This window comes from Amycolatopsis sp. cmx-4-83, from assembly GCF_046548815.1.
GTDB classification, from domain to species: Bacteria; Actinomycetota; Actinomycetes; order Mycobacteriales; family Pseudonocardiaceae; genus Amycolatopsis; species Amycolatopsis pretoriensis_A.
The window spans coordinates 22,468-40,696 of sequence record NZ_JAEBEF010000022.1 but is presented as its reverse complement, the minus strand read 5'-3'; the positions used below and the strand labels follow the sequence as shown (position 1 = coordinate 40,696).

13 protein-coding genes are annotated in these 18,229 nt (G+C 73.4%); 9 read left to right on the top strand and 4 right to left on the bottom strand.

The features are described from left to right. Positions 1-101 precede the first annotated feature (101 nt). Genes ACLJQM_RS45840 through ACLJQM_RS45820 form a run of 5 tightly spaced genes read left to right on the top strand, consistent with a single transcriptional unit; the run spans position 102 to position 5,074 of the window. Positions 102-680, top strand: a complete 579-nt coding sequence (locus ACLJQM_RS45840; RefSeq protein WP_360782319.1) for a helix-turn-helix transcriptional regulator — start codon at positions 102-104, stop codon at positions 678-680. 8 nt (positions 681-688) lie between these two features. Beyond that, on the top strand, positions 689-1,945 hold the full coding sequence (locus ACLJQM_RS45835; protein ID WP_410636381.1) for an ABC transporter substrate-binding protein: 1,257 nt from the start codon (positions 689-691) through the stop codon (positions 1,943-1,945). Continuing rightward, complete coding sequence (locus ACLJQM_RS45830) at positions 1,945-2,850, top strand: carbohydrate ABC transporter permease (RefSeq protein ID WP_360782323.1); 906 nt, start codon at positions 1,945-1,947, stop codon at positions 2,848-2,850. The genes ACLJQM_RS45835 and ACLJQM_RS45830 overlap by 1 nt, the downstream gene beginning before the upstream one ends. Beyond that, positions 2,847-3,671 (top strand): carbohydrate ABC transporter permease, encoded by an 825-nt coding sequence (locus tag ACLJQM_RS45825; RefSeq protein ID WP_247018591.1) that lies wholly within the window; start codon positions 2,847-2,849, stop codon positions 3,669-3,671. Before ACLJQM_RS45830 ends, ACLJQM_RS45825 begins: the two co-directional genes overlap by 4 nt. Next, a complete protein-coding gene (locus ACLJQM_RS45820) occupies positions 3,668-5,074 on the top strand; it encodes a GH1 family beta-glucosidase (protein WP_410636380.1) in 1,407 nt (468 codons plus the stop codon). The genes ACLJQM_RS45825 and ACLJQM_RS45820 overlap by 4 nt, the downstream gene beginning before the upstream one ends. On the opposite strand, the gene ACLJQM_RS45815 is transcribed toward ACLJQM_RS45820, so the two are convergent. Both ACLJQM_RS45815 and ACLJQM_RS45810 read right to left on the bottom strand, forming a co-directional pair. Further along, positions 5,033-8,662 (bottom strand): BTAD domain-containing putative transcriptional regulator, encoded by a 3,630-nt coding sequence (locus ACLJQM_RS45815; protein WP_410636379.1) that lies wholly within the window; start codon positions 8,660-8,662, stop codon positions 5,033-5,035. The genes ACLJQM_RS45820 and ACLJQM_RS45815 overlap by 42 nt on opposite strands. Positions 8,663-8,800: 138 nt before the next feature. Beyond that, positions 8,801-12,034 carry a BTAD domain-containing putative transcriptional regulator gene (locus ACLJQM_RS45810; RefSeq protein WP_410636446.1) on the bottom strand — a complete coding sequence of 1,078 codons (3,234 nt, stop codon included), beginning with the start codon at positions 12,032-12,034 and terminating at the stop codon, positions 8,801-8,803. Between the two features lie 267 nt (positions 12,035-12,301). Between ACLJQM_RS45810 and ACLJQM_RS45805 the strand changes: the two genes are divergently transcribed. From ACLJQM_RS45805 to ACLJQM_RS45790, 4 genes are read left to right on the top strand one after another with little or no spacing between them, the layout of a single operon-like run. Next, positions 12,302-12,562, top strand: a complete 261-nt coding sequence (locus ACLJQM_RS45805; RefSeq protein WP_247018598.1) for a WXG100 family type VII secretion target — start codon at positions 12,302-12,304, stop codon at positions 12,560-12,562. Continuing rightward, positions 12,559-12,816 carry a hypothetical protein gene (locus tag ACLJQM_RS45800; protein WP_247018600.1) on the top strand — a complete coding sequence of 86 codons (258 nt, stop codon included), beginning with the start codon at positions 12,559-12,561 and terminating at the stop codon, positions 12,814-12,816. Before ACLJQM_RS45805 ends, ACLJQM_RS45800 begins: the two co-directional genes overlap by 4 nt. Positions 12,817-12,862: 46 nt before the next feature. Further along, positions 12,863-13,465 carry a helix-turn-helix transcriptional regulator gene (locus ACLJQM_RS45795; RefSeq protein WP_247018602.1) on the top strand — a complete coding sequence of 201 codons (603 nt, stop codon included), beginning with the start codon at positions 12,863-12,865 and terminating at the stop codon, positions 13,463-13,465. Between the two features lie 27 nt (positions 13,466-13,492). Beyond that, positions 13,493-14,818, top strand: coding sequence for an amidase (locus ACLJQM_RS45790; protein WP_410636378.1), 1,326 nt, complete (start codon positions 13,493-13,495; stop codon positions 14,816-14,818). A 66-nt stretch (positions 14,819-14,884) separates the two neighbouring features. On the opposite strand, the gene ACLJQM_RS45785 is transcribed toward ACLJQM_RS45790, so the two are convergent. Both ACLJQM_RS45785 and ACLJQM_RS45780 read right to left on the bottom strand, forming a co-directional pair. Continuing rightward, the gene (locus ACLJQM_RS45785) at positions 14,885-16,069 is read right to left on the bottom strand and encodes a cell division protein DivIVA (RefSeq protein WP_410636377.1); all 1,185 of its coding nucleotides are present in this window, start codon (positions 16,067-16,069) and stop codon (positions 14,885-14,887) included. Between the two features lie 116 nt (positions 16,070-16,185). Continuing rightward, a complete protein-coding gene (locus tag ACLJQM_RS45780; RefSeq protein WP_247018611.1) occupies positions 16,186-18,180 on the bottom strand; it encodes an SDR family oxidoreductase in 1,995 nt (664 codons plus the stop codon). Positions 18,181-18,229 lie beyond the last annotated feature (49 nt).

Genomic DNA, 18,229 nt, shown 5'->3' with positions numbered 1-18,229 from the left:
GTCGACTTCACGGCGTGAAGAACGGCTCCATCGCGGTTAGAGAATTCGTGAAGGCGCCATCAGCAGAGTGAGGTTGTCGGAAAATGGCTGAGGAGGGCTCGATGGAGCAGGTGCGAGTGGCGGCGTGGGCGTCGGACCCGATCGCCCTGACCGGGCTGATCAACCACCTGAAGACGCGCCCGGAGCTGCTGGTCGTGCCGCGGGCCCGCCGGGGCGAGGCGGCGGTGCTGGTGTTCGCCGTCGGCCAGGTCGACCGGGAGGTCGTCGCCGCGCTGCGGGCCGCGGCCGCCGAGTCGCCGGCCGCGATCGTGCTGGTCGCCGGGCACGTCGACCCGGCGCACCTGAGCGTGCTCGCCGACTGCCACGTCTCCGCCGTGCTGCCGCGCACGGCGCTCGACCGGCTCACCGAGAACGTGCTCGCCGCCGCACGGGGGCGCACGACGTCGTTGCGGGACCAGGTCGAGGCGCTGGCGCAGGAAGGCAGCGGCGCCGCGTTGACGCCGCGCGAGGTGGATGTGCTTCGCCTGATGGCCGAAGGCTGGGACACTGCCGAGATCGCGGGCCGGCTCTGCTACTCGGAGCGGACCGTGAAGAACGTCATCTACGCCATGACCAACCGGCTCAACCTGCGCAACCGGCCGCACGCGGTCGCGTACGCCGTACGGGCCGGGGTGATCTGAGGGAGCCCGTGCCCACGACCGTCCGCCGGACCGCCGCCGCGGTCGCCGCGTTGACCCTGCTCGCCGCCTGCAGCCCCGCCGACTCCGGTGGCCCGACGAAGCTCACGATCGCCACCTTCGGCGAATTCGGCTACGCGCCGCTGATCGCGGAGTACCAGAAGCTGCACCCGGACATCACGGTGCAGAACCGCGTCACCGACTTCGACACCCACCACAAAAGTCTCGCGACGCAGCTCGCCACCGGCCGCGGTGCCGCCGACGTCGTCGCGATCGAGGAGCAGTACATCCCGCAGTACCGGAAGGCGAAGGACAAGTTCGCCGACCTCGCCTCCTTCGGCGCCCGCGACCTCCAGCCGCAGTGGGCGCCGTGGAAGTGGGCGCAGGGCACCGACGGCGGCTTCGTGCTCGGCCTCGGCACCGACATGGGCAGCCTAGCCCTCTGCTACCGGCGCGACCTCTTCCAGGACGCCGGCCTGCCGACCGACCGCGACGAGGTCGCGAAGCTGATCCCCGACTGGCCCGCCTACGCCGCCGCGGCCGACCGCTTCACGGCGAAGACGCCCGGCGTGAAGTTCGCGGACTCGGCGGGCACCGTCTACACGGCGATGCTCAACCAGTCGCCGGAGAACTACTTCTCCCAGCGGGACGACTCCTTCATCGCCGACACCAATCCCAGCGTGCGCACCGCCTTCGACCTCTCCGGCGGGATCGCCGCGAAAGGGCAGACGGCGGCGGCGACCACGTTCACGCAGGCGTGGAACGTCGCGATCAAGCAGGGTTCGTTCGCCACTGTCGCGTGCCCGGCGTGGATGCTCAGCCAGATCAAGGAAGCCGGCGGGGACGCCAACAAGGGCAAGTGGGACGTCACGACGGTGCCCGGCAAGAGCGGCAACCAGGGCGGCTCGTTCCTGACCGTGCCCAAGCAGGGCGCGCACCAGAAGGAGGCCTACGAGCTCGCCCGCTGGCTGACCGCGCCGGAGCAGCAGAAGAAGCTCTTCCTCTCCGACGGCATCCTGCCCAGCGAACCGTCCGTCTACGAAGACCCGCAGGTCGTCGCGCACACCGATCCGTACTTCGGGGACGCGCCGATCGGCCGGATCTTCGCGGCGTCGGCCGAGCAGCTGCGGCCGAACTACCGGGGCCTGCACGACGCCGACGTCCGGCCGGAGTTCGGCCGCGCGCTCGGGCGGATCGAGGACAGGACGCAGACCGTCGACCAGGCCTGGGCGCAGGCCGTCCAGCAAGCCCGAGCGCTGCTGAAGTAGTGCGCCACCGGCTCGCCCGCTTCGACCGCGAAGTCACCCCGCTGCTGTTCGTCGCGCCGTTCTTCGGGCTGTTCGCGGTCTTCGGCGCGTACCCGCTGCTCTACACGGCGTGGGTTTCGCTGCACGACTGGAACCTGCTCGAAGGCGGCCAGGGCCGGCTCGGCCTCGCCAACTACGGCGAGCTGCTCGCCGACCCGCACTTCTACAACGCGCTCGCCAACACGGTGAGCATCTTCCTGCTGGCCGCGGTCCCGGAATTCCTGCTGGCACTGGGCATCGCGGCGTTGCTCGACCGGCCGTTGCGCGCCGCGACCTGGTGGCGCACCGGGATCCTGCTGCCGAACGTCGTTTCCGTCGTCGCGATCGGGCTGGTGTTCGGGCAGCTGTTCAGCCGCGACTACGGCGTCGTCAACGAGGTGCTCGGCTGGGCCGGCATCGCGCCGGTCAACTGGCAGGCGACGACGTGGACGTCGCACTTCGCCGTGGCGAGCATGGTGCTCTGGCGCTGGACCGGCTACAACGCGCTGATCTACCTGGCCGCGATGCAGGCCGTCCCGAACGACCTCTACGAAGCCGCGGAGCTCGACGGCGCCTCGCGGTGGCGGACGTTCTGGTCGATCACCGTGCCGGGCATCCGGCCCGCGATCGCGTTCACCGCGGTGGCCGGCACGGTCAACGGCCTCCAGCTCTTCGCCGAGCCGCAGCTGTTCGACGCCGGTGGGTCCGGGGCCACCGGCGGCAACGACCGCCAGTTCCAGACCCTCGTCATGTACCTGTACGAAAAGGGCTTCACCCAGTTCAACGCCGGGTACGCGGCGGCGCTGACGTGGGTGATGTTCGTGGTCTGCGCGCTGTTCGCGCTGGTCAACTACCGGCTGGTGCGCCGGTTCGTGAGGGCGGCGTGACCGCGCGGCGCCGCCCGGGCGGCTGGGTGTACGCGGTGCTGACCGGTGTGCTCGGCGCGTCCGTGTTCCCGCTGTACTGGTCGTTCGTGGTGGCCACGCGCGACAACTCGGCGATCGGGGAGGCGGCGCCGGTGCTGGTGCCGGGCGGGCACCTCGTCGAGAACGTGCGCCGCGTCTTCGACACCGTCGACTTCTGGCTCGCCATCGGGAACTCGCTGATCGTCGCGACCACCGTCATGGCGGCCAACGTCGTGCTGGCGAGCCTCGCCGGGTTCGCCTTCGCGCGCCTGCGTTTCCGCGGCCGGAACACGCTGTTCCTGCTGGTCGTCGGCTCGGCGATGGTGCCGGCGCAGCTCGGCGTGATCCCGCTGTACCTCGTCGTCGGCGACCTCGGCTGGTACGGGCGGCTGGAAGCGGTGATCGTGCCGGCGCTGGTCAGCGCCTTCAGCGTGTTCTGGATGCGCCAGGCCTGCGAGAACGCGATCAGCGCCGACCTCGTCGACGCCGCCACCGTCGACGGCTGTTCGATCCTGCGCACCTACTGGCACGTCGCCGTGCCCGCGTTGCGCGCGCCGGCCGCGGTGCTCGCGATGCTCACCTTCATGGCCACGTGGAACGACTACTTCTGGCCGCTCGTGGTACTCGACCCCAACGAAACACCGACCGTGCAGGTGGCCCTTTCGCGGCTGGCGAGCGGCTACTACACCGACTACGCGCTGATGCTCACCGGCGCGACCGTCGGCGTCGTGCCCGTCATCGCGCTGTTCCTGCTGCTGGGGCGCTACCTCGTCAAGGGAATCCTGAAAGGGGCACCAGTGTGACCGGACCCGAATTCCCGCCGGGGTTCCTGTGGGGCGCGGCGACCGCGTCGTACCAGGTGGAAGGCGGCGTCGGCGAAGGCGGCCGCGGACCGTCCATTTGGGACACGTTCGCGGCCGCCGACGGCAAGGTGCTCGGCGGCGCGACCGGCGAAGTCGCCTGCGACCACTACCACCGCTACCCCGAAGACGTCGGCCTGCTGGCGGACCTCGGCCTGAACGCCTACCGCTTTTCGGTCGCCTGGCCGCGCGTGATGCCGGACGGGCGGACGACGTCGGCGGCCGGCCTCGCCTTCTACGACCGGCTGGTCGACGAGCTCCTGAGCCGGGCCGTCGTCCCGGTGCTGACGCTCTACCACTGGGACCTCCCGCAGGCGCTGGAAGACGACGGTGGCTGGCCGGAACGCGACACGGCCCGGCGGTTCGCCGACTACGCCGCGGTCGTGCACGACGCCCTCGGCGACCGCGTCAACCAGTGGACGACGGTCAACGAACCGTTCTGCGCGGCCTTCCTCGGCTATGGCAGCGGCGTGCACGCGCCCGGCGTCCAGGACCACGACACCGCGCTGGTCGCGGCCCACCACCTGCTGCTCGGACACGGCCTCGCGACGCGCGCGCTGAACGAGCAGGCGCGCCCGGGGCACGAGTTCTCGCTGGCGCTGAACTTCGCCCCGGCGATCCCGGACGGCGACACCCCCGCCCACCGCGAGGCGGCCCGGAAGTTCGACGGCATCCACAACCGGTTCTTCCTGGACCCCGTGCTGGGCAAGGGATATCCGGAAGACGTCATGGCGGACGTCGAGCACCACGGCGGCCGGTTCGCCGCGGCCGTGCGCGACGGCGACACCGACGTGATCGCGGCGGCGATCGACTGGCTGGGCGTGAACTACTACGCCCCCGCGCGCGTCACCCCGCTCGAAGACCCGCTGGGCCCCGGCAACTGCCCGCTGCCCGGCTTGCGCGGGTTGGACGTGCTGCCCGCGCCGCCGCCGCTGACGGCGTTCGGCTGGGAGCAGTCGCCGGGCACGCTGACCGAGCTGCTGACGTGGATCCACGAGCGCTCCGGCGGGCTGCCGCTGGTCGTCGCCGAGAACGGCGCGTCCTTTGTGGACGAGGTGGTCGACGGCCGGGTGCACGACCACGACCGCGTCCACTACTTCGCCGAGCACCTGGAGGCGGTGCACGACGCCCTGCGCGGCGGCGCCGACGTCCGCGGGTACTTCGCCTGGTCGCTACTCGACAACTTCGAGTGGGCGATGGGCTACACGCAGCGCTTCGGCCTGGTGCACGTCGACTTCGACACACAGCGGCGGACCGTCAAGGACTCCGGCCGGTTCCTCGGCCGGGTCGCGAAGGCCAACGCGCTAGGTGCGCCGCCGGACGGCGTCGGCGACGCCGGAGCGTGAAGGCGTTTCCAGCTTCCCGAGCAGCCGGGCCACGTGCGCCTGGACCGTCCGCCGCGGCAGCGACAGCTCGGCCGCGATGTCCGGGTTGGAGCGGCCTTCGGCGACGAGACCGGCGATGCGGACCTCGATCGCCGTGAGCGACTCCCAGCCGTGCCCGGGCCGGATCGGCGAGAACACCGCACCGCGCCGGACACCGAGGCGGCGCAGCCGGGTTTCCGCGCGCCGCAGGTCCCAGCGCGCGGACAACGCCGTGTAGAGCTCGGCGGCCTCCTCGAACGCCGCTTGCGCCGCGTCCAGCCGGCCCGCGCCGGCCAGCAGCACGGCCGCGTCTTCCAGCGCGGCCGCCAGTTCCGGGCGGCGGCCGACCGCGCGGAAGTGCTCCGCCGTGGCCAGCACCGCGGCCGGGTCGTCCTCGATCAGCCCGCGGCACCACGACGCCGCCGCGTGCGCCCGCGCCGGCCGTCGTTCCTTCGCCGCCTCTTCTTCGCAGACGTCGAGAGCGCGGCGGGCGCGGCCGGGGTCGTCCTGCTCCATCGCCAGCCGCACGAACGCCGGCAACCACTGGTGCCGCAGCATCATCGCCGCGTACGTCGGGTTCAGGATCGGCTCGAGGACGGTCAGCGCGCGGACCCGGTCGCCGCGCTGCTCGGCGGCGAGGGCGTCGGCGACCAGCAGGAAGTCGAAGCTCTCGCGCTCGGCGCCGGTCGCCGGGGCGTACTCCTCCGCCGCGTCGAGGTGGGCCGCGGCCTGGGCGCGGTCGTCGCGGCGGCCCGCGATCAGCGCCGCGACGCCGTGCAGCAGCAGCGCGGCCGGGCCCGGCTCGCGCAGGCCGTAGAACGTGATCGCCGGGCCGTCCTCGATGACCGTGTCCAGCTCGACCAGCGCCTCGTCCCAGCGGCCTTCCCAGTACCGGTGCACCGCCGCGGACACCTGCAGCCCGACCGGCAGCGCGTGCCGTGCCGCGACTTCTCCGGCCGCGCGCAGGGCGTCGCCCGCTTCGGCCAGGCGGTCGAGGTTCTGCAGCGTGAAGACGCGGTTGTCGAGCAGGTCGAGGTGCAGGTCGGCCAGCTCGTGCTCGTCGCCGACGGCCTCGATCGCCGCGTCGACGTGGCCGAGCGCGCGGTCGTGCTCGCGGCGCACGGAATCGACCAGCCACAACGTCTGCAGCGCGTGCGCGGTCACGTACCGGTCGCCGCCGGCGAGCGACTTCGTTTCGCGCGCCGCCTTTTCCGCGGTGTCCAAATCGGACAGATCGCCGCGCCGGAAGTTGGCCAGCAGCTGCCGGTGCTTGACCCGCCAGAGCTCGGGCACGGCCGGGTCGTCGACCGCGCCGGTCAGCGTCGCGACCGCGCCTTCGGTGTCGCCGCGACGGTGCCGCAGCGCCGCGGCCACGTGCCGCATCTCCTCGACGGCGTCCGGGTCGGTGGCCACCTCGATGGCCTGCTGCGCCTGGGTTTCCGGGCTGCGTTCCAGCCGGAACAGCACCTTGACCAGCGCGACGAGCAGGACTTCCCGGCGGGGGTCGGCACCGTCGATCGCGGCCAGGGCCCGTTCCAGCAGCTCGACGGCGATCAGCGGCGCCCGGTTGGAGACGGCCGCGTGGTGCCCGGTGAGCCAGTCCAGCACCCATTCGTCCACTGTGGCCGGTGCGGCCACCAGCTGTTCGGCGACGCGCTTGACCGGCGCGCCGATCCGGGCGAGCGCCTCGGCTGCCTGCCGGTGCAGCGCCGCCCGCGTCGCGCCGGGCAACCGGTCGTAAAGCGCTTGGCGCAGCAGGGGATGGCGGAACGCGAGCTGCGTCCCGGTGTCGATGAGGACGTTCGCCGCTACGGCTTCTTCGAGCGGCTCCAGCAGGTCCGACGGCCGGGTGCCGAGCACCGCGGCGACGTCCCCGACCGCGAACTCCATGCCCAGCAACGCGCCCCAGCGCAGCACTTCCTGCGTCCGCGCGGTCAGGAAGTCGAGCCGCCGGTCGACCGCGGCGACCAGCGAACCGGGCGCCTCGAACTCGGCCGGGTCGCCGACGTCGGCCTCGCCGCCGCTCACCTCGACCGCGCCGGCGCGCAGCAGGACGTCGACCATTTCCTTGACGTACAACGGGTTCCCGGCGCCACGAGCGGCCAGCTCGCGCAGCCCCGGCCCCGGCGGCGCCCCGATCCGGTCCTCGATCAGCCGGCCGACGTCTTCGCCGGTCAGCGGCGCGAGGTCGAGGACGACGCCGTCGCGCGCCTGGACACCGCGGCGCAGCTGGGCGAGCTCGGCGCGGTCGGGCGCCGGGCGGGTCGCGGCCACCAGCAGCAGCGGCAGCTGGCGGGTCGCCGCGCAGAGCCGGTGCCAGACCAGCACGGACGCCTCGTCGGCCCACTGGAGGTCGTCGATCACCAGCACCTGCGGCGAGTGCGCGCAGAGTTCGTCGACCAGGGCCAGCAGCCGGTCGACGGCGCCGAGCACCGGGTCGGCCGGGCCCCAGCTGCGCCGCACCGGCCCCTCGCCGGCGAGCTCCTGGGCCACCCGCGCGCGCCGCGGGTCGGCCGAATGCACGTCGATCGCCAGGCACTCCAGGATGACCTGCAGCGGGAACCGGGTGCTCAGCTCGTCCGCGGCGGCGGAAAGCCGCTGGTAGCCGGGGCCGTCGGGCAGCGAACCGGCGAGCAGCTCGGACTTGCCGATGCCCGCCTCGCCCTCGATCCAGACGGCCCGCCCCCGCCCGGCGCGGACGTCGGCGACGAGTTCGGCGAGGGTCCTGGTTTCGGCTTCCCGCCCGAACAGCCGGTGCCCGGTGACCACGATGGGCGCCGCGGGCGCGTCGAGCCCGGGGTCCTGGGCGAGGATCCGCTGGTGGAGCCGTTGCAGCGCCGGTCCGGGCTCGACGCCGAGCTCCTCGACGAGGGTGGCGCGGGCGTCGCGGAAGACGTCGAGCGCGTCGGAGTGCCGCCCGCTGCGGTAGAGGGCGAGCATGAGCGACTCGCGCAGGGATTCCCGCAGCGGGTGCTCGCCGGCCAGCACGGCCAGCTCCGGCGCGAGGTCGAGGTGCCCGCCGAGGGCCAGCACCGCTTCGGCGCGCCGCTCGAGCGTGTTCAGCCGCAGCTCGGCGAGGTATTCGCGGTGCCGCTCGGCGAACCCGCCCGGCACCCCGGAAAGCGCTTCACCCTGCCAGAGGGCGAGGGCGGCGTCGAGCTCGGTGACGGCGGCCCGCGGGTCGCCCTGGCGGAGGTGGTCCTGCGCGAGCTCGCGGTGCCGTTCGAACACGGCCGCGTCGAGCGCGTCTTCGGCGAGCAGCAAGGAGTACCCGGCCGGGTCCGACAGCAGGACACTGGCCGCCGACCAGCGCGACCGGTCCGGTTCGAGCGCGCGGCGGAGCCCGGAGACGTAGGTGTGGACGCTGCCCTCGACACTCGCGGGCGCGGAGTCGCCCCAGACACCGGCGATCAGCTCGGCCCGGTGGACCGGCCGCCCGGCGTTGACCGCGAGCACCGCGAAGATGGCACGCTGACGCGCGGGGCCGAGGCCGATTTCGGCCGCCCCGCGCCAGGCCCGCAGCGGGCCGAGCACACCCACCCGCAGGCCGGTGTCCGCATCCCCTGCCATGTCAGTGCCGTCCCCTCTGGGGCGTGCGCCCCAGACCCCGTTTCCCCCAGGGACATCTCGGTAACGACTACACCGGTGACCTTACTGACGTGGCAACCCCCACCCGGGTTGCGCTCGACCCGAAGCGGTGCCGTGCGGTCACTCGCCGGCGGCGGCTCGCTGGCGGACCGCGTGGGCGCGCCTGATGCCGAAGGGCTGCATGCGGGCCTCCGCGCGGCGGACGTCCCACACCGCGCCCATCCCCGTGTACGCCGTCAGCGCGGTCCGGAACGCCGTTCGCGCCTCGTCCAGCCGGTCCGACTCGGCCAGCAGGATCGCCGCGTCCTCCGTCGCCTTCGCCTGCTTGAGCAGCCGACCGGCCGCCCGGTAGTGGCCGGCGGCGGTGAGCACCGGCTCGGGGTCGCCGGCCACCAGGCCGCGGCAGTGCGCGGCCGCCGCCGCGTGGGCCGGCGGGACGTCTCCCTCGACGTCGAGCAGGCGCAACGCCTGGTGGGCGCGCTGCCCCTCGCCGAGGCGCAGGGCGAGCCGGACCAGGTCCGGGAGCCACTGGTGGCGGGCCGCCGGCGGGTAGTTCTCCTCCAGCAGCGGCAGCAACGCGGCCAGCGCCGCCTCCGGGCGGTCGTCCTGCTCGGCCAGCAACGCCCGCGCCGCGAGCAGGAAGTCGCCGCCGTCGGGCTCCAGGCCCGGGGGCCACTGGCGCCGGTCGGCCGCTTCGAGGTGCGTCCTGGCCCGGCCCGGGTCGCCGCGGTGGCCGGCGATCAGCGCGCCGACCCCGTGCACCAGCAGCGCCGAGCCGGGGCTGCGCAGCACGTACGACGCCGTTTCCGCGCCGTCGCGGATCACCGCGTCCAGCTCGTCGAGGGCCTCGGGCCAGCGGCCCAGCCAGTAGTAGTGCACCGCGCCGGCCAGGTGCATCTCGCCCGGCACCGCGCGGGTCGCGGCGATCCGGCGGGCGGCGTCGAGCGGCTCCGCGGCCTCCTCGAGGCTGTCGAGCTTCGGCACGGACAGCGCCGCGTCGTCCAGCGGGTGCAGCCCGGCGGGCGCCAGCGCGGTCTCCTCGCCGAGCCGCTCCAGCGTGGCCAGCAGCGACTCGTGCCGCCCGCGCCACATCTCCGGGACGTCGGTGTCGTCGAGGGTCCGCTTCAGCTCGGCGGTCGCCTCGGCGAAGTCGCCGCGCCGGTAGTAGACGTAGGCGAGGATCCAGCGCATCTCCGCCGCGCGCCTGCTGTCGGCCGTCCGCGCCACGACCGACCGCGCCTCGGCCTCGGGCTCCCGGCCGAGCCAGAACAGCAGCCGGGCCAGGGTCGCGGTCAGCGTCTCGCGCGCCTCCGGCGGCAGCGTGCCCTGCGTGACGGCGTGGCGCAGCAGGTCCACGGCGATCCGCGGGGTCTCGGTGGCGACCGTCCCGATGTGGTCCAGCAGCCACGTCGTCACCCACGGGTCGACCTGCGCGGGCGCGGCGGCGAGCTGTTCGGCGACGCGGACCGCGGGCGCCCCCGCGGCGGCGAACGCCTCGGCCAGCTGCCGGTGCAGCGCCACGCGCATCGCCGCCGGTGTCTTTTCGTAGAGCACCCGGCGCACCAGCGGGTGCCGGAACGCCAGCCGGTCGCCCGACTCGACGAGCACCCCGGACGCGATCGCCTCGTCGACCGCGCCGACCAGCGCCGTCGGCGGCCGTTCGGTGGCGACGGCGATGTCCGACAGCGAGAACTCGCGGCCCAGCATCGCGGCCCAGCGCAGGGTGTCGCGCGTGCCGCTGGAGAGGAAGCTCAGGTACAGCGTGATCCGCGACCCCAGCGGCGCCGGGATGGTCTGGCACGAGTTGCCGTCCAGGTGCGCGTGGACGCCGTCGAGCACGATCATCGACTGCGCCAGCAGCGTCTCGACGATTTCCCTGGTGTAGCGCGGGTTTCCGGCGCCGTAGGAGACGAGCAGCCCCAAGCCGGGGCCGGGCGGCGCCCCGACCAGCTCGGTGGCCAGCTCCCGGGCCGCGCTTTCGGTCAGCGGCGGCAGCGTCAGGACCGTCGTGTCATCGTTGTCAAGCTCGGCTCGCAGCTCGTCGAGCGCGGCCGGGCGTGGCACCGGGCGGCAGGCGCCGACGAGCAGCAGCGGCAGCTGCCGCGTCTCCCGGCTGAGGTACCGCCAGACGCCGAGGGTGGCGTCGTCGGCCCAGTGCAGGTCGTCGACCACGAGCACCAGCGGCGCCTCCGCGCACAGCTCGCGGACCAGCGCGAGCAGGCCGTCGACCGGATCTTCGCCGGGGTGCTCGGCGAGCCGGGCGGCGAGGACGGCCCGGTGCCCGGCGGCGCCCGCGTGCACGCCCAGCGCGTCGAGCAACGGCCGCAGGGCGAACCGCTGGTCGAGCGAGTCGGCGGCGGCGAAGGCGGGCTGGAGGTCTTCGGCCATGGCGAGCACTTCGGCCAGCAGTGCCGTCCGGCCGCTGCCCGGCTCGCCTTCGAGCCACACCGACCGGCCGATCCCCGCTTCGAGCCCGTCGACGGCTTCGCGCAGCCGGGCCAGCTCGGCTTCCCGGCCGAGGAAGAGGTCGGCGCGCTCGGGCATCGCCGCGACCGGGAGCCGCGTCGGGCGCGGCGGTGGCGTGGGCTTCGGTTCCGGCGCGGGCGCGGGCTTTTCCCGCAGCTGGTCGTAGAGCCGCCGCAGCGCCGGGCCGGGCTCGGTGCCGGACGACTCGACGAGCCGGTCGCGGACGTCGGTGTAGACGGCGATCGCTTCGGTCCGCCGGTCGGCGCGGACCAGCGCCCGCATGAGGAGCCCGCGCAGCGTTTCGCGGAACGGGTGCTCACGGGTCAGCGCGGTCAGCTCGGCGACGAGCTCGGCGTGCCCGCCCGACTCCAGGACGACCTCGGCCCGCCGCTCGACCGTCGCGAGCCGCACCTCGGTCAGCCGCGCGCGCTGGGCGGCGGCGAACGGCCCGGGCAGGCCGGACAGCGGGACGCCGTGCCAGAGCGCGAGCGCTTCCTCGAGGTCCTCGCGCGCGCCGCGGAGGTCACCGGCCGACTGCTTGCGCTGCGCCTGTTCGCGCAGGGCTTCGAACCGGTGGACGTCGATCGCGCCCGCGTCGAGGCGCAGGGAGTAGCCGGACCCGATCGACGCGAGCAGCTGCGGGCCTTCGCCTTTGGCGCGGCCGGGCTCGAGCGCCCGCCGCAGGCCGGAGACGTAGGTGTAGATGGAACCCTGCGCGCTCTGCGGCGGCGCTTCGCCCCAGACGGCGTCGATCAGCTCCTCGCGCGAGACCGTGCGGCTCGGGTTCATCGCCAGGGCGGCGAGGACCGTCCGCCGGTGCGCGGAGCCGAGGTCGAGCTCCACTTCGCCGTGCCACGCCTTGACCGGGCCGAGCAGCTGGACACCCAGCTCGGTTGGGGGGTCCAGGGGGGCTTGCCCCCCGGCCGGGGTCTGGGGCTTGGCCCCAGAGGGAGGCAGTGCGGAGCCGTCCGCAGCCGACATCGGTCTCCCTTCGTGCGCTGACGAAACGTCACGCGCCGGATGCCTGACGTGAGCATACGCGGCCATCGTGAACCGGCAGGCAATGATGGCGGACATTCGGGCAACGGCCGGGAGCGGGGGTTCCGCCGGTGCGCGGGGTTTGCCACCCTCGGGACGCCCGAGAGGAGTTCCCGCATGGCCACAGCGGCGCCGACGGACGAGATGCAGCGGGCGGCCGCCCGCTTCGCGCACACCATCGAAGCGGCCCGCTCCCGGCTTCGCGACGTCAACAGCGAGATGGCGGAGGTGCAGGCGTCGTGGCGGGGCGAGGACGCGGTGCGCTTCGGCCAGGCCATGAGCGACTGGGAGCAGGAGTACGACGTGATCCTCTCGCGGCTGGCCCGGCTGCTCGAGACGACGGGCGGCGGCCCGGTGCCGCGGCAGCGCGTGCCGTGACGCGCCAGGAGCTCGAGTTCAGCTACGCCGGTCTGGTGCTCGACCGGATGGGGGCGATCACCGGCGAGCTCGGCGAGCTGCTCGCCGAGCTGGAGACCGACGTCGAGCCGGAGCTGGCGGGCTGGACCGCGGCGGCTCAGGAGGAGTACCGGCGGGCCAAGCGCGAGTGGGCGCGCGCGGCCGAGCGGATGCCGGGCTGCCTGGAACGGGCGCGCACGGCGGTCGGGGGACTGGAGACGTCTTCACGCGCGTGAAGACGGAATAGGGAAGGCGTGAAGGCGCGCCCGCCACACTGCGTCCATGAAGCCCGTGGAAGTGACCGTCCTCGCCTCGGACCCGATCACGCACGCCGGCGCCGAGAGCCTGCTGGAGTCCCATCCGGACATCCGGGTGACCGACCTGGTCCCGGACGTCCTGCTGGTGATGGAGGAGCACGTCACCGAGGCCGTGCTGGGCGAGATCCGCGCGGCCAAGGCGTCCCACGTGGTCCTGGTCGTCGAGCACTTCCGCGAGAGCGACCTGATGTCGGTGCTGGAGTGCGGGGTCGTGGCGATCCTGCCGCGGCGCGAAACGGGCGGCGCCGAGCTGGTGACGGCGGTGCTCGCGGCGGGCGACGGCACGGCCAACCTGCCGCCGCGGCTGCAGGGGGCGCTGCTCTCGCAGGTCCAGCGGATGCGCAAGGACGTGCTGGAGCCGAACGGGCTGACGCTGTCCGGGCTCGCCGCGCGCGAGTGCGACGTCCTGAGGCTGGTCGCCGAGGGTTTCGGGACCGAGGAGATCGCGGCGAAGCTGTGCTACTCCGAGCGGACGGTGAAGAACGTCCTCTACGGCCTGATGACCCGCTGCGGCCTCAACAACCGCGCCCACGCCGTCGCTTACGCGCTGCGAGCGGGAGCCATCTGAGCCGTTCCGTGGGCTAGGGTCGCGATCATGGTGCTGACGGCAGTGGAGATCGCGGCCTCCGTCCGGGCCGGGACCCTCGACCCGGTGCAGGTGACCCGGGAAGCGCTGGACCGGATCGGCGCGGCCGACGGCGTCGTCGGTGCCTTCCGGCGGGTGCGCGCCGAAGAGGCGCTGAAGGAAGCCGCGGAGGTCGCCGCGCGGCCCGATCTCGCGTCGCTGCCGCTGGCCGGGGTGCCTGTCGCCGTCAAGGACGTCACGGAGATCGAGGGCGAGTTCGCTTCGCACGGTTCGCCGGCCGGCCCGTCTTCACCGGCCACCGCGGACGGCTTGGTCGCGACGCGGCTGCGGGCCGCGGGCGCGGTGCTCGTCGGGCTGACGCGCGTGCCGGAGCTGTGCATCTGGCCGATGAGCGACACCCCGGACGGCATCGCCCGCAACCCGTGGGACCCGACGTACGCCTCGGGCGGCTCGTCCGGCGGCAGCGCGGCGGCGGTGGCGGCCGGCCTGGTCCCGCTGGCCCACGGCACCGACGGCATGGGCTCGGTCCGCCTGCCGGCCGCGATGTGCGGGCTGGTCGGCCTGAAGCCGGGCGCCGACCGGCTGGCCGAGGGCGGCTGGTTCGGCATGTCGGTGCACGGCCCGCTGGCCACGACGGTCGCGGACACGGCGGTGCTGTTCTCGGTCCTGGCCGCGGACCCGTCGCTGGCCTCGGTGCCGACGCCCGAGCCGGTCCGGATCGGCATGTCCACGACGGTGCCCCTGCTGCACACGCCGGTCCCGAAGGAGCTGGTGGCGGCGGTCTCGACCGCGGCGGGTCACTTGTCCGCAGCGGGCCACACGCTGTCCACGGCGGCCCCGCGCTACCCGGCCACGATGGTCCTGGGCATGACGGCCCGCTGGCTGGCGGGCCCGGCCGTCCAGGCGGAGGGCTTCTCGTTCTCCGGGCTGCAGCGGCGGACGCGCGCACACGTCCGCGCGGGACGGCTGATCCAGCGTGCGGGGCTGATCCGCGAGCGGACGCGGGAGCTGTGGCTGGCGCGGGCGTCGGAGTTCTTCGAAGGCCACGACGTGCTGATGACGCCGACGTTGTCGCACTGGCCGGTGAAGGCGGGCCGCTGGCACGAGAAGCGGTGGCTGACGAACGTGCTGCCGTCGACGCGCTTGGCCGGCTTCACGGGCCAGTGGAACTTCGCGGGCTACCCGGCGATCACGGTCCCGGTGGGGCGCTCGGTCGTTTCGGGCCTGCCGACGTCGGTCCAGCTGGTGACCCGCCCGGGCGGCGAGTCCCTGCTGCTGGGCCTGGCGGCCCAGCTGGAGTCGGCCAACCCCTGGCCCCGCACCGCCCGCAAGTAAAGCGCCCCAACGCCACGTTGGGTGCGTCAGACGCACCCAACGCCGCATCGGGGCGCTTGGGGGTGTCTAGGAGCCGGGCTTGCTCGCGGTCGGGGAAAGCGGCTTGGCGCCGTTCCCGTTGCCGTTGGCCGGCTTCGTGGCCGGGCCGTTCGAGTTCGCCGGGGCGTTGCCCGGCTTCGCCGCGGGTGCCGGCTTTGCCTGCTGCGGCGCGGGCTTCGCGGCCTGAGCCGGCTTCGGCGCCACCGCGGGCTTCGCGGGGATCTGCGGCTGCACCACCGGGACGACCGGGGCCGACGGCGTGGTCGCCGATTCCGTGTCGCCGCCCACCAGCTTCGACGCCTGGGGGATCACCGCTTCCTCCGGCAGCGTCGCGAGCTGCGTCTCGCTGCGGTTGAGGATGTCCTCCGCCATCGCCAGGCTCTTGCGGGCCTGCTCGCGGATCTCCGCCAGCCGCTCGACCTTGCGGTTCGCCACCGTCGTGCGCTGGGCGGCCTGGGTGGTCGCCTCGTCGAGGCGGCGCTTGGCCTCCGCCGTGGCCTCGTCGAGCCGTCGCTTGGCCTCCGCCGTCGCCTCGGCGATCCGGCGCTCGGCCTGGTTCTTGCTCGCCGTGCGCTGGTCGGCGATGTGCTTGTCCAGCGCCGTCTTCTGCGCGGACTGGGAGGCGTCGAACTCGCGCTCGATCTTCCGCCGCTTCCGCTCCGCCTCGTTGTCGAGCAGCTCGCGCCGCTGGGCCGCCTCGACGGTCAGCCGCTGCACCTCGGCGCGCGTCTCCGCCAGCGCGTTCTCGTGCTCGGAGTGCAGCAGGTCGGCCTGCTTGTCCAGCTCCGCGACCAGCTTCGTGTACCGCTCACGCAGCTTCGTCGACGCCTCGGTCGAGCCCGCCCACGTCTTCTCCGCGGCGGCCTCGGCGCGCTTGACGATCTCGTCCGCGCGCGCCTGCGCGAGCGTCACCGTGCGTTGCATCCGCTCGTCGAGGTCCTCGAGCCGCTCCGGCGGTTTCTTGAGCTCCTCGACGCGCGCTTCGAGCGAAGCGACCTGCTGCCGGGCGGATTCCGCCTCCCTGGCCGCGCTCGCGGCCTGCGCCACGGCGGCGTCGCGTTCGCTGAGCACCCGGCGCAGCTGCGCCTCGACGTGGTCGAGGTATTGGCGGACTTCGTTGCGGTCGAAGCCGTGCCAGGCCTGGGTGTACTCACGACGGAGGGGGAGGAGGCCGTTGAGGGCGGTTGCGGCGGGGTCGCGCTCAGGAACCATGCGCCCGACCGTACCTGGGCACGGACCGCTTACGCCCTTCGGCTTAACAAATCACCAACACGTGTCGTGGTCCGGGCGGCGCGTCGCCGGAACGGCCGCACCCCGGAAACGCTGCGTCACCAGTGAAACCCGCGCGACAGCCGGGCGAGCGCCATCGCCGCGCGGGAAAGGTGTTTCTCGCCACGGCCGATCTTCAACCCGCCCGAACCACCCGCCGCGGCCGAGTCCGGGAAGATCCGGAAACCCTGGTACGCGACGGCGTCGGTGAGGCCCGGCGTGAGCGTGTACGCCAGCCCGATCGCCTGCCCGGCGGGCGTGCCGATGTGCTTGGGCCGCTCGACGAGCGCCTTCAGCACCATGTCCGCGGCCTGTTCCGGCGACTTCGTCGGGAACGCGTCGTAGATCTTCGTCGGGCGGATCATCGGCGTGCGCACCAGCGGCATGTGGATGGTGGTGAAGGTGATCCCGTCGCCGTGCGTCTCGGTGGCGGCGATCCGCGAGAAGTAGTCCAGCGCCGCCTTCGACGCCGCGTACGCCGAGAAGCGCGGCGCGATGCCCTGCACGCCGATCGACGACACGTTGACAATGTGCCCGAACTTGCGCTCCGACATGTGCGGCAGCACCGCGAGGATCAGCCGGACGGCGCCGAAGTAGTTGATCGCCATCGCGCGCTCGTAGTCGTGCATCCGGTCGTAGGACAGCTTGATCGACCGGCGGATCGACCGGCCGGCGTTGTTGACCAGCATGTCGATCCGGCCGTGCTCGGCCAGCATCGCGTCGACGGCCTTGCGCACCGAGTCCTCGTCGGTCAGGTCGGCCGGGTACACCGACGCGGTACCGCCGGCGGCGACGATCTCGTCGCGGACCTCCTCGAGTTCGTGCTGGCGCCGGGCGACGAGCAGCGGCACGCCACCCGCCGCGGCGACCTTCAGCGCCGTCGCGCGCCCGATGCCCGACGACGCGCCGGTGATGATCACGCGGCGGCCGTCCAGCTCGCCGCGCGGGCCGTGCTGGCGCGCGCGGAACGGGTCGAGGTGCTCGCGCCAGTAGCGCCACAGCGTCGGCGCGTACTCCGCCAGCCGGGGGACCTCGACGTTGCCGGCCAGCGCCTTGCGCGTCTCGGCCGAGGAGAACACCGACGGGAACGCCATGGTGTCCAGCAGCACCGGCGGGATGCCGAAGCGCTCCATGACGGCGTCGCGGGCGATGGTGACGCCGGGGATGTGCTCGGTCAGCTTGACCAGTCCGACGATCCGCTTGGAGAGGCCTTCGCCCAGCTGGACGGAGATCGTCGGCGCGCCCGCGGCCCGCGCGAAGGCGTTGTAAACGGACACGACCGGCTGCGGCTCGGGGTTGACCAGGTGGAAGGCGCGGCCGTCGAGCCCGGGCTTGACCACGAGTTCCAGCAGCGCCTTGGCGACGTAGTCGACCGGCACGATGTTGGTGTCGCCGAGGTCGGGGCCGACGATCGGCAGCACGTCGGGCAGCCCGGCGAGCCGGTTGATCGCGGGGAAGAGGTAGTAGGGGCCGTCGATCTTGTCCATTTCGCCGGTTTCGGAGTGTCCGACGACGACCGCGGGCCGGTACACCCGCCACGGCACCTCGGTCTGCTCGCGGACGATCTTCTCGGCCTCGAACTTCGTCCGGTGGTACGGCGTGATCAGCCGCTGCCCGGCGTCGAACATCTCCTCGGTGAAGACGCCTTCGTGGTCACCCGCGACGGCGACCGACGAGACGTGGTGCAGGCAGCCGGCGCGCAGGTCGGCGGCGAGGTCGACGACGCTGCGCGTGCCGTCCACATTGGCCTTGACGCTGGCCTCGTCGTCGGCGGTGAGGTCGTAGAGCGCGGCGAGGTGGACGACGTGGTCGACGTGCCCGCGCAGCTCCTCGCGGTCCGCTTCGGACACGCCGAGCAGCGGCTCCCCGAGATCCCCGGTCACCAGCGTGACGCGGTCGGAGTGCGGCCACTGGTCGACGAGCGCGGCCAGCTTGGCCTTGCTCGACGCGCGGACCAGCAGCGCGATGCGGTCGTCGTCGGGGCGGGAGAGCAGCAGCCGGGTGAACTGGCGCCCGATCAGTCCGGTCGCCCCGGTCACCAAGAACGTCGCCATCGTCTTCACACCTCTCGCTCCACGCCCTGACCCTGGGCATTCTGCTGCA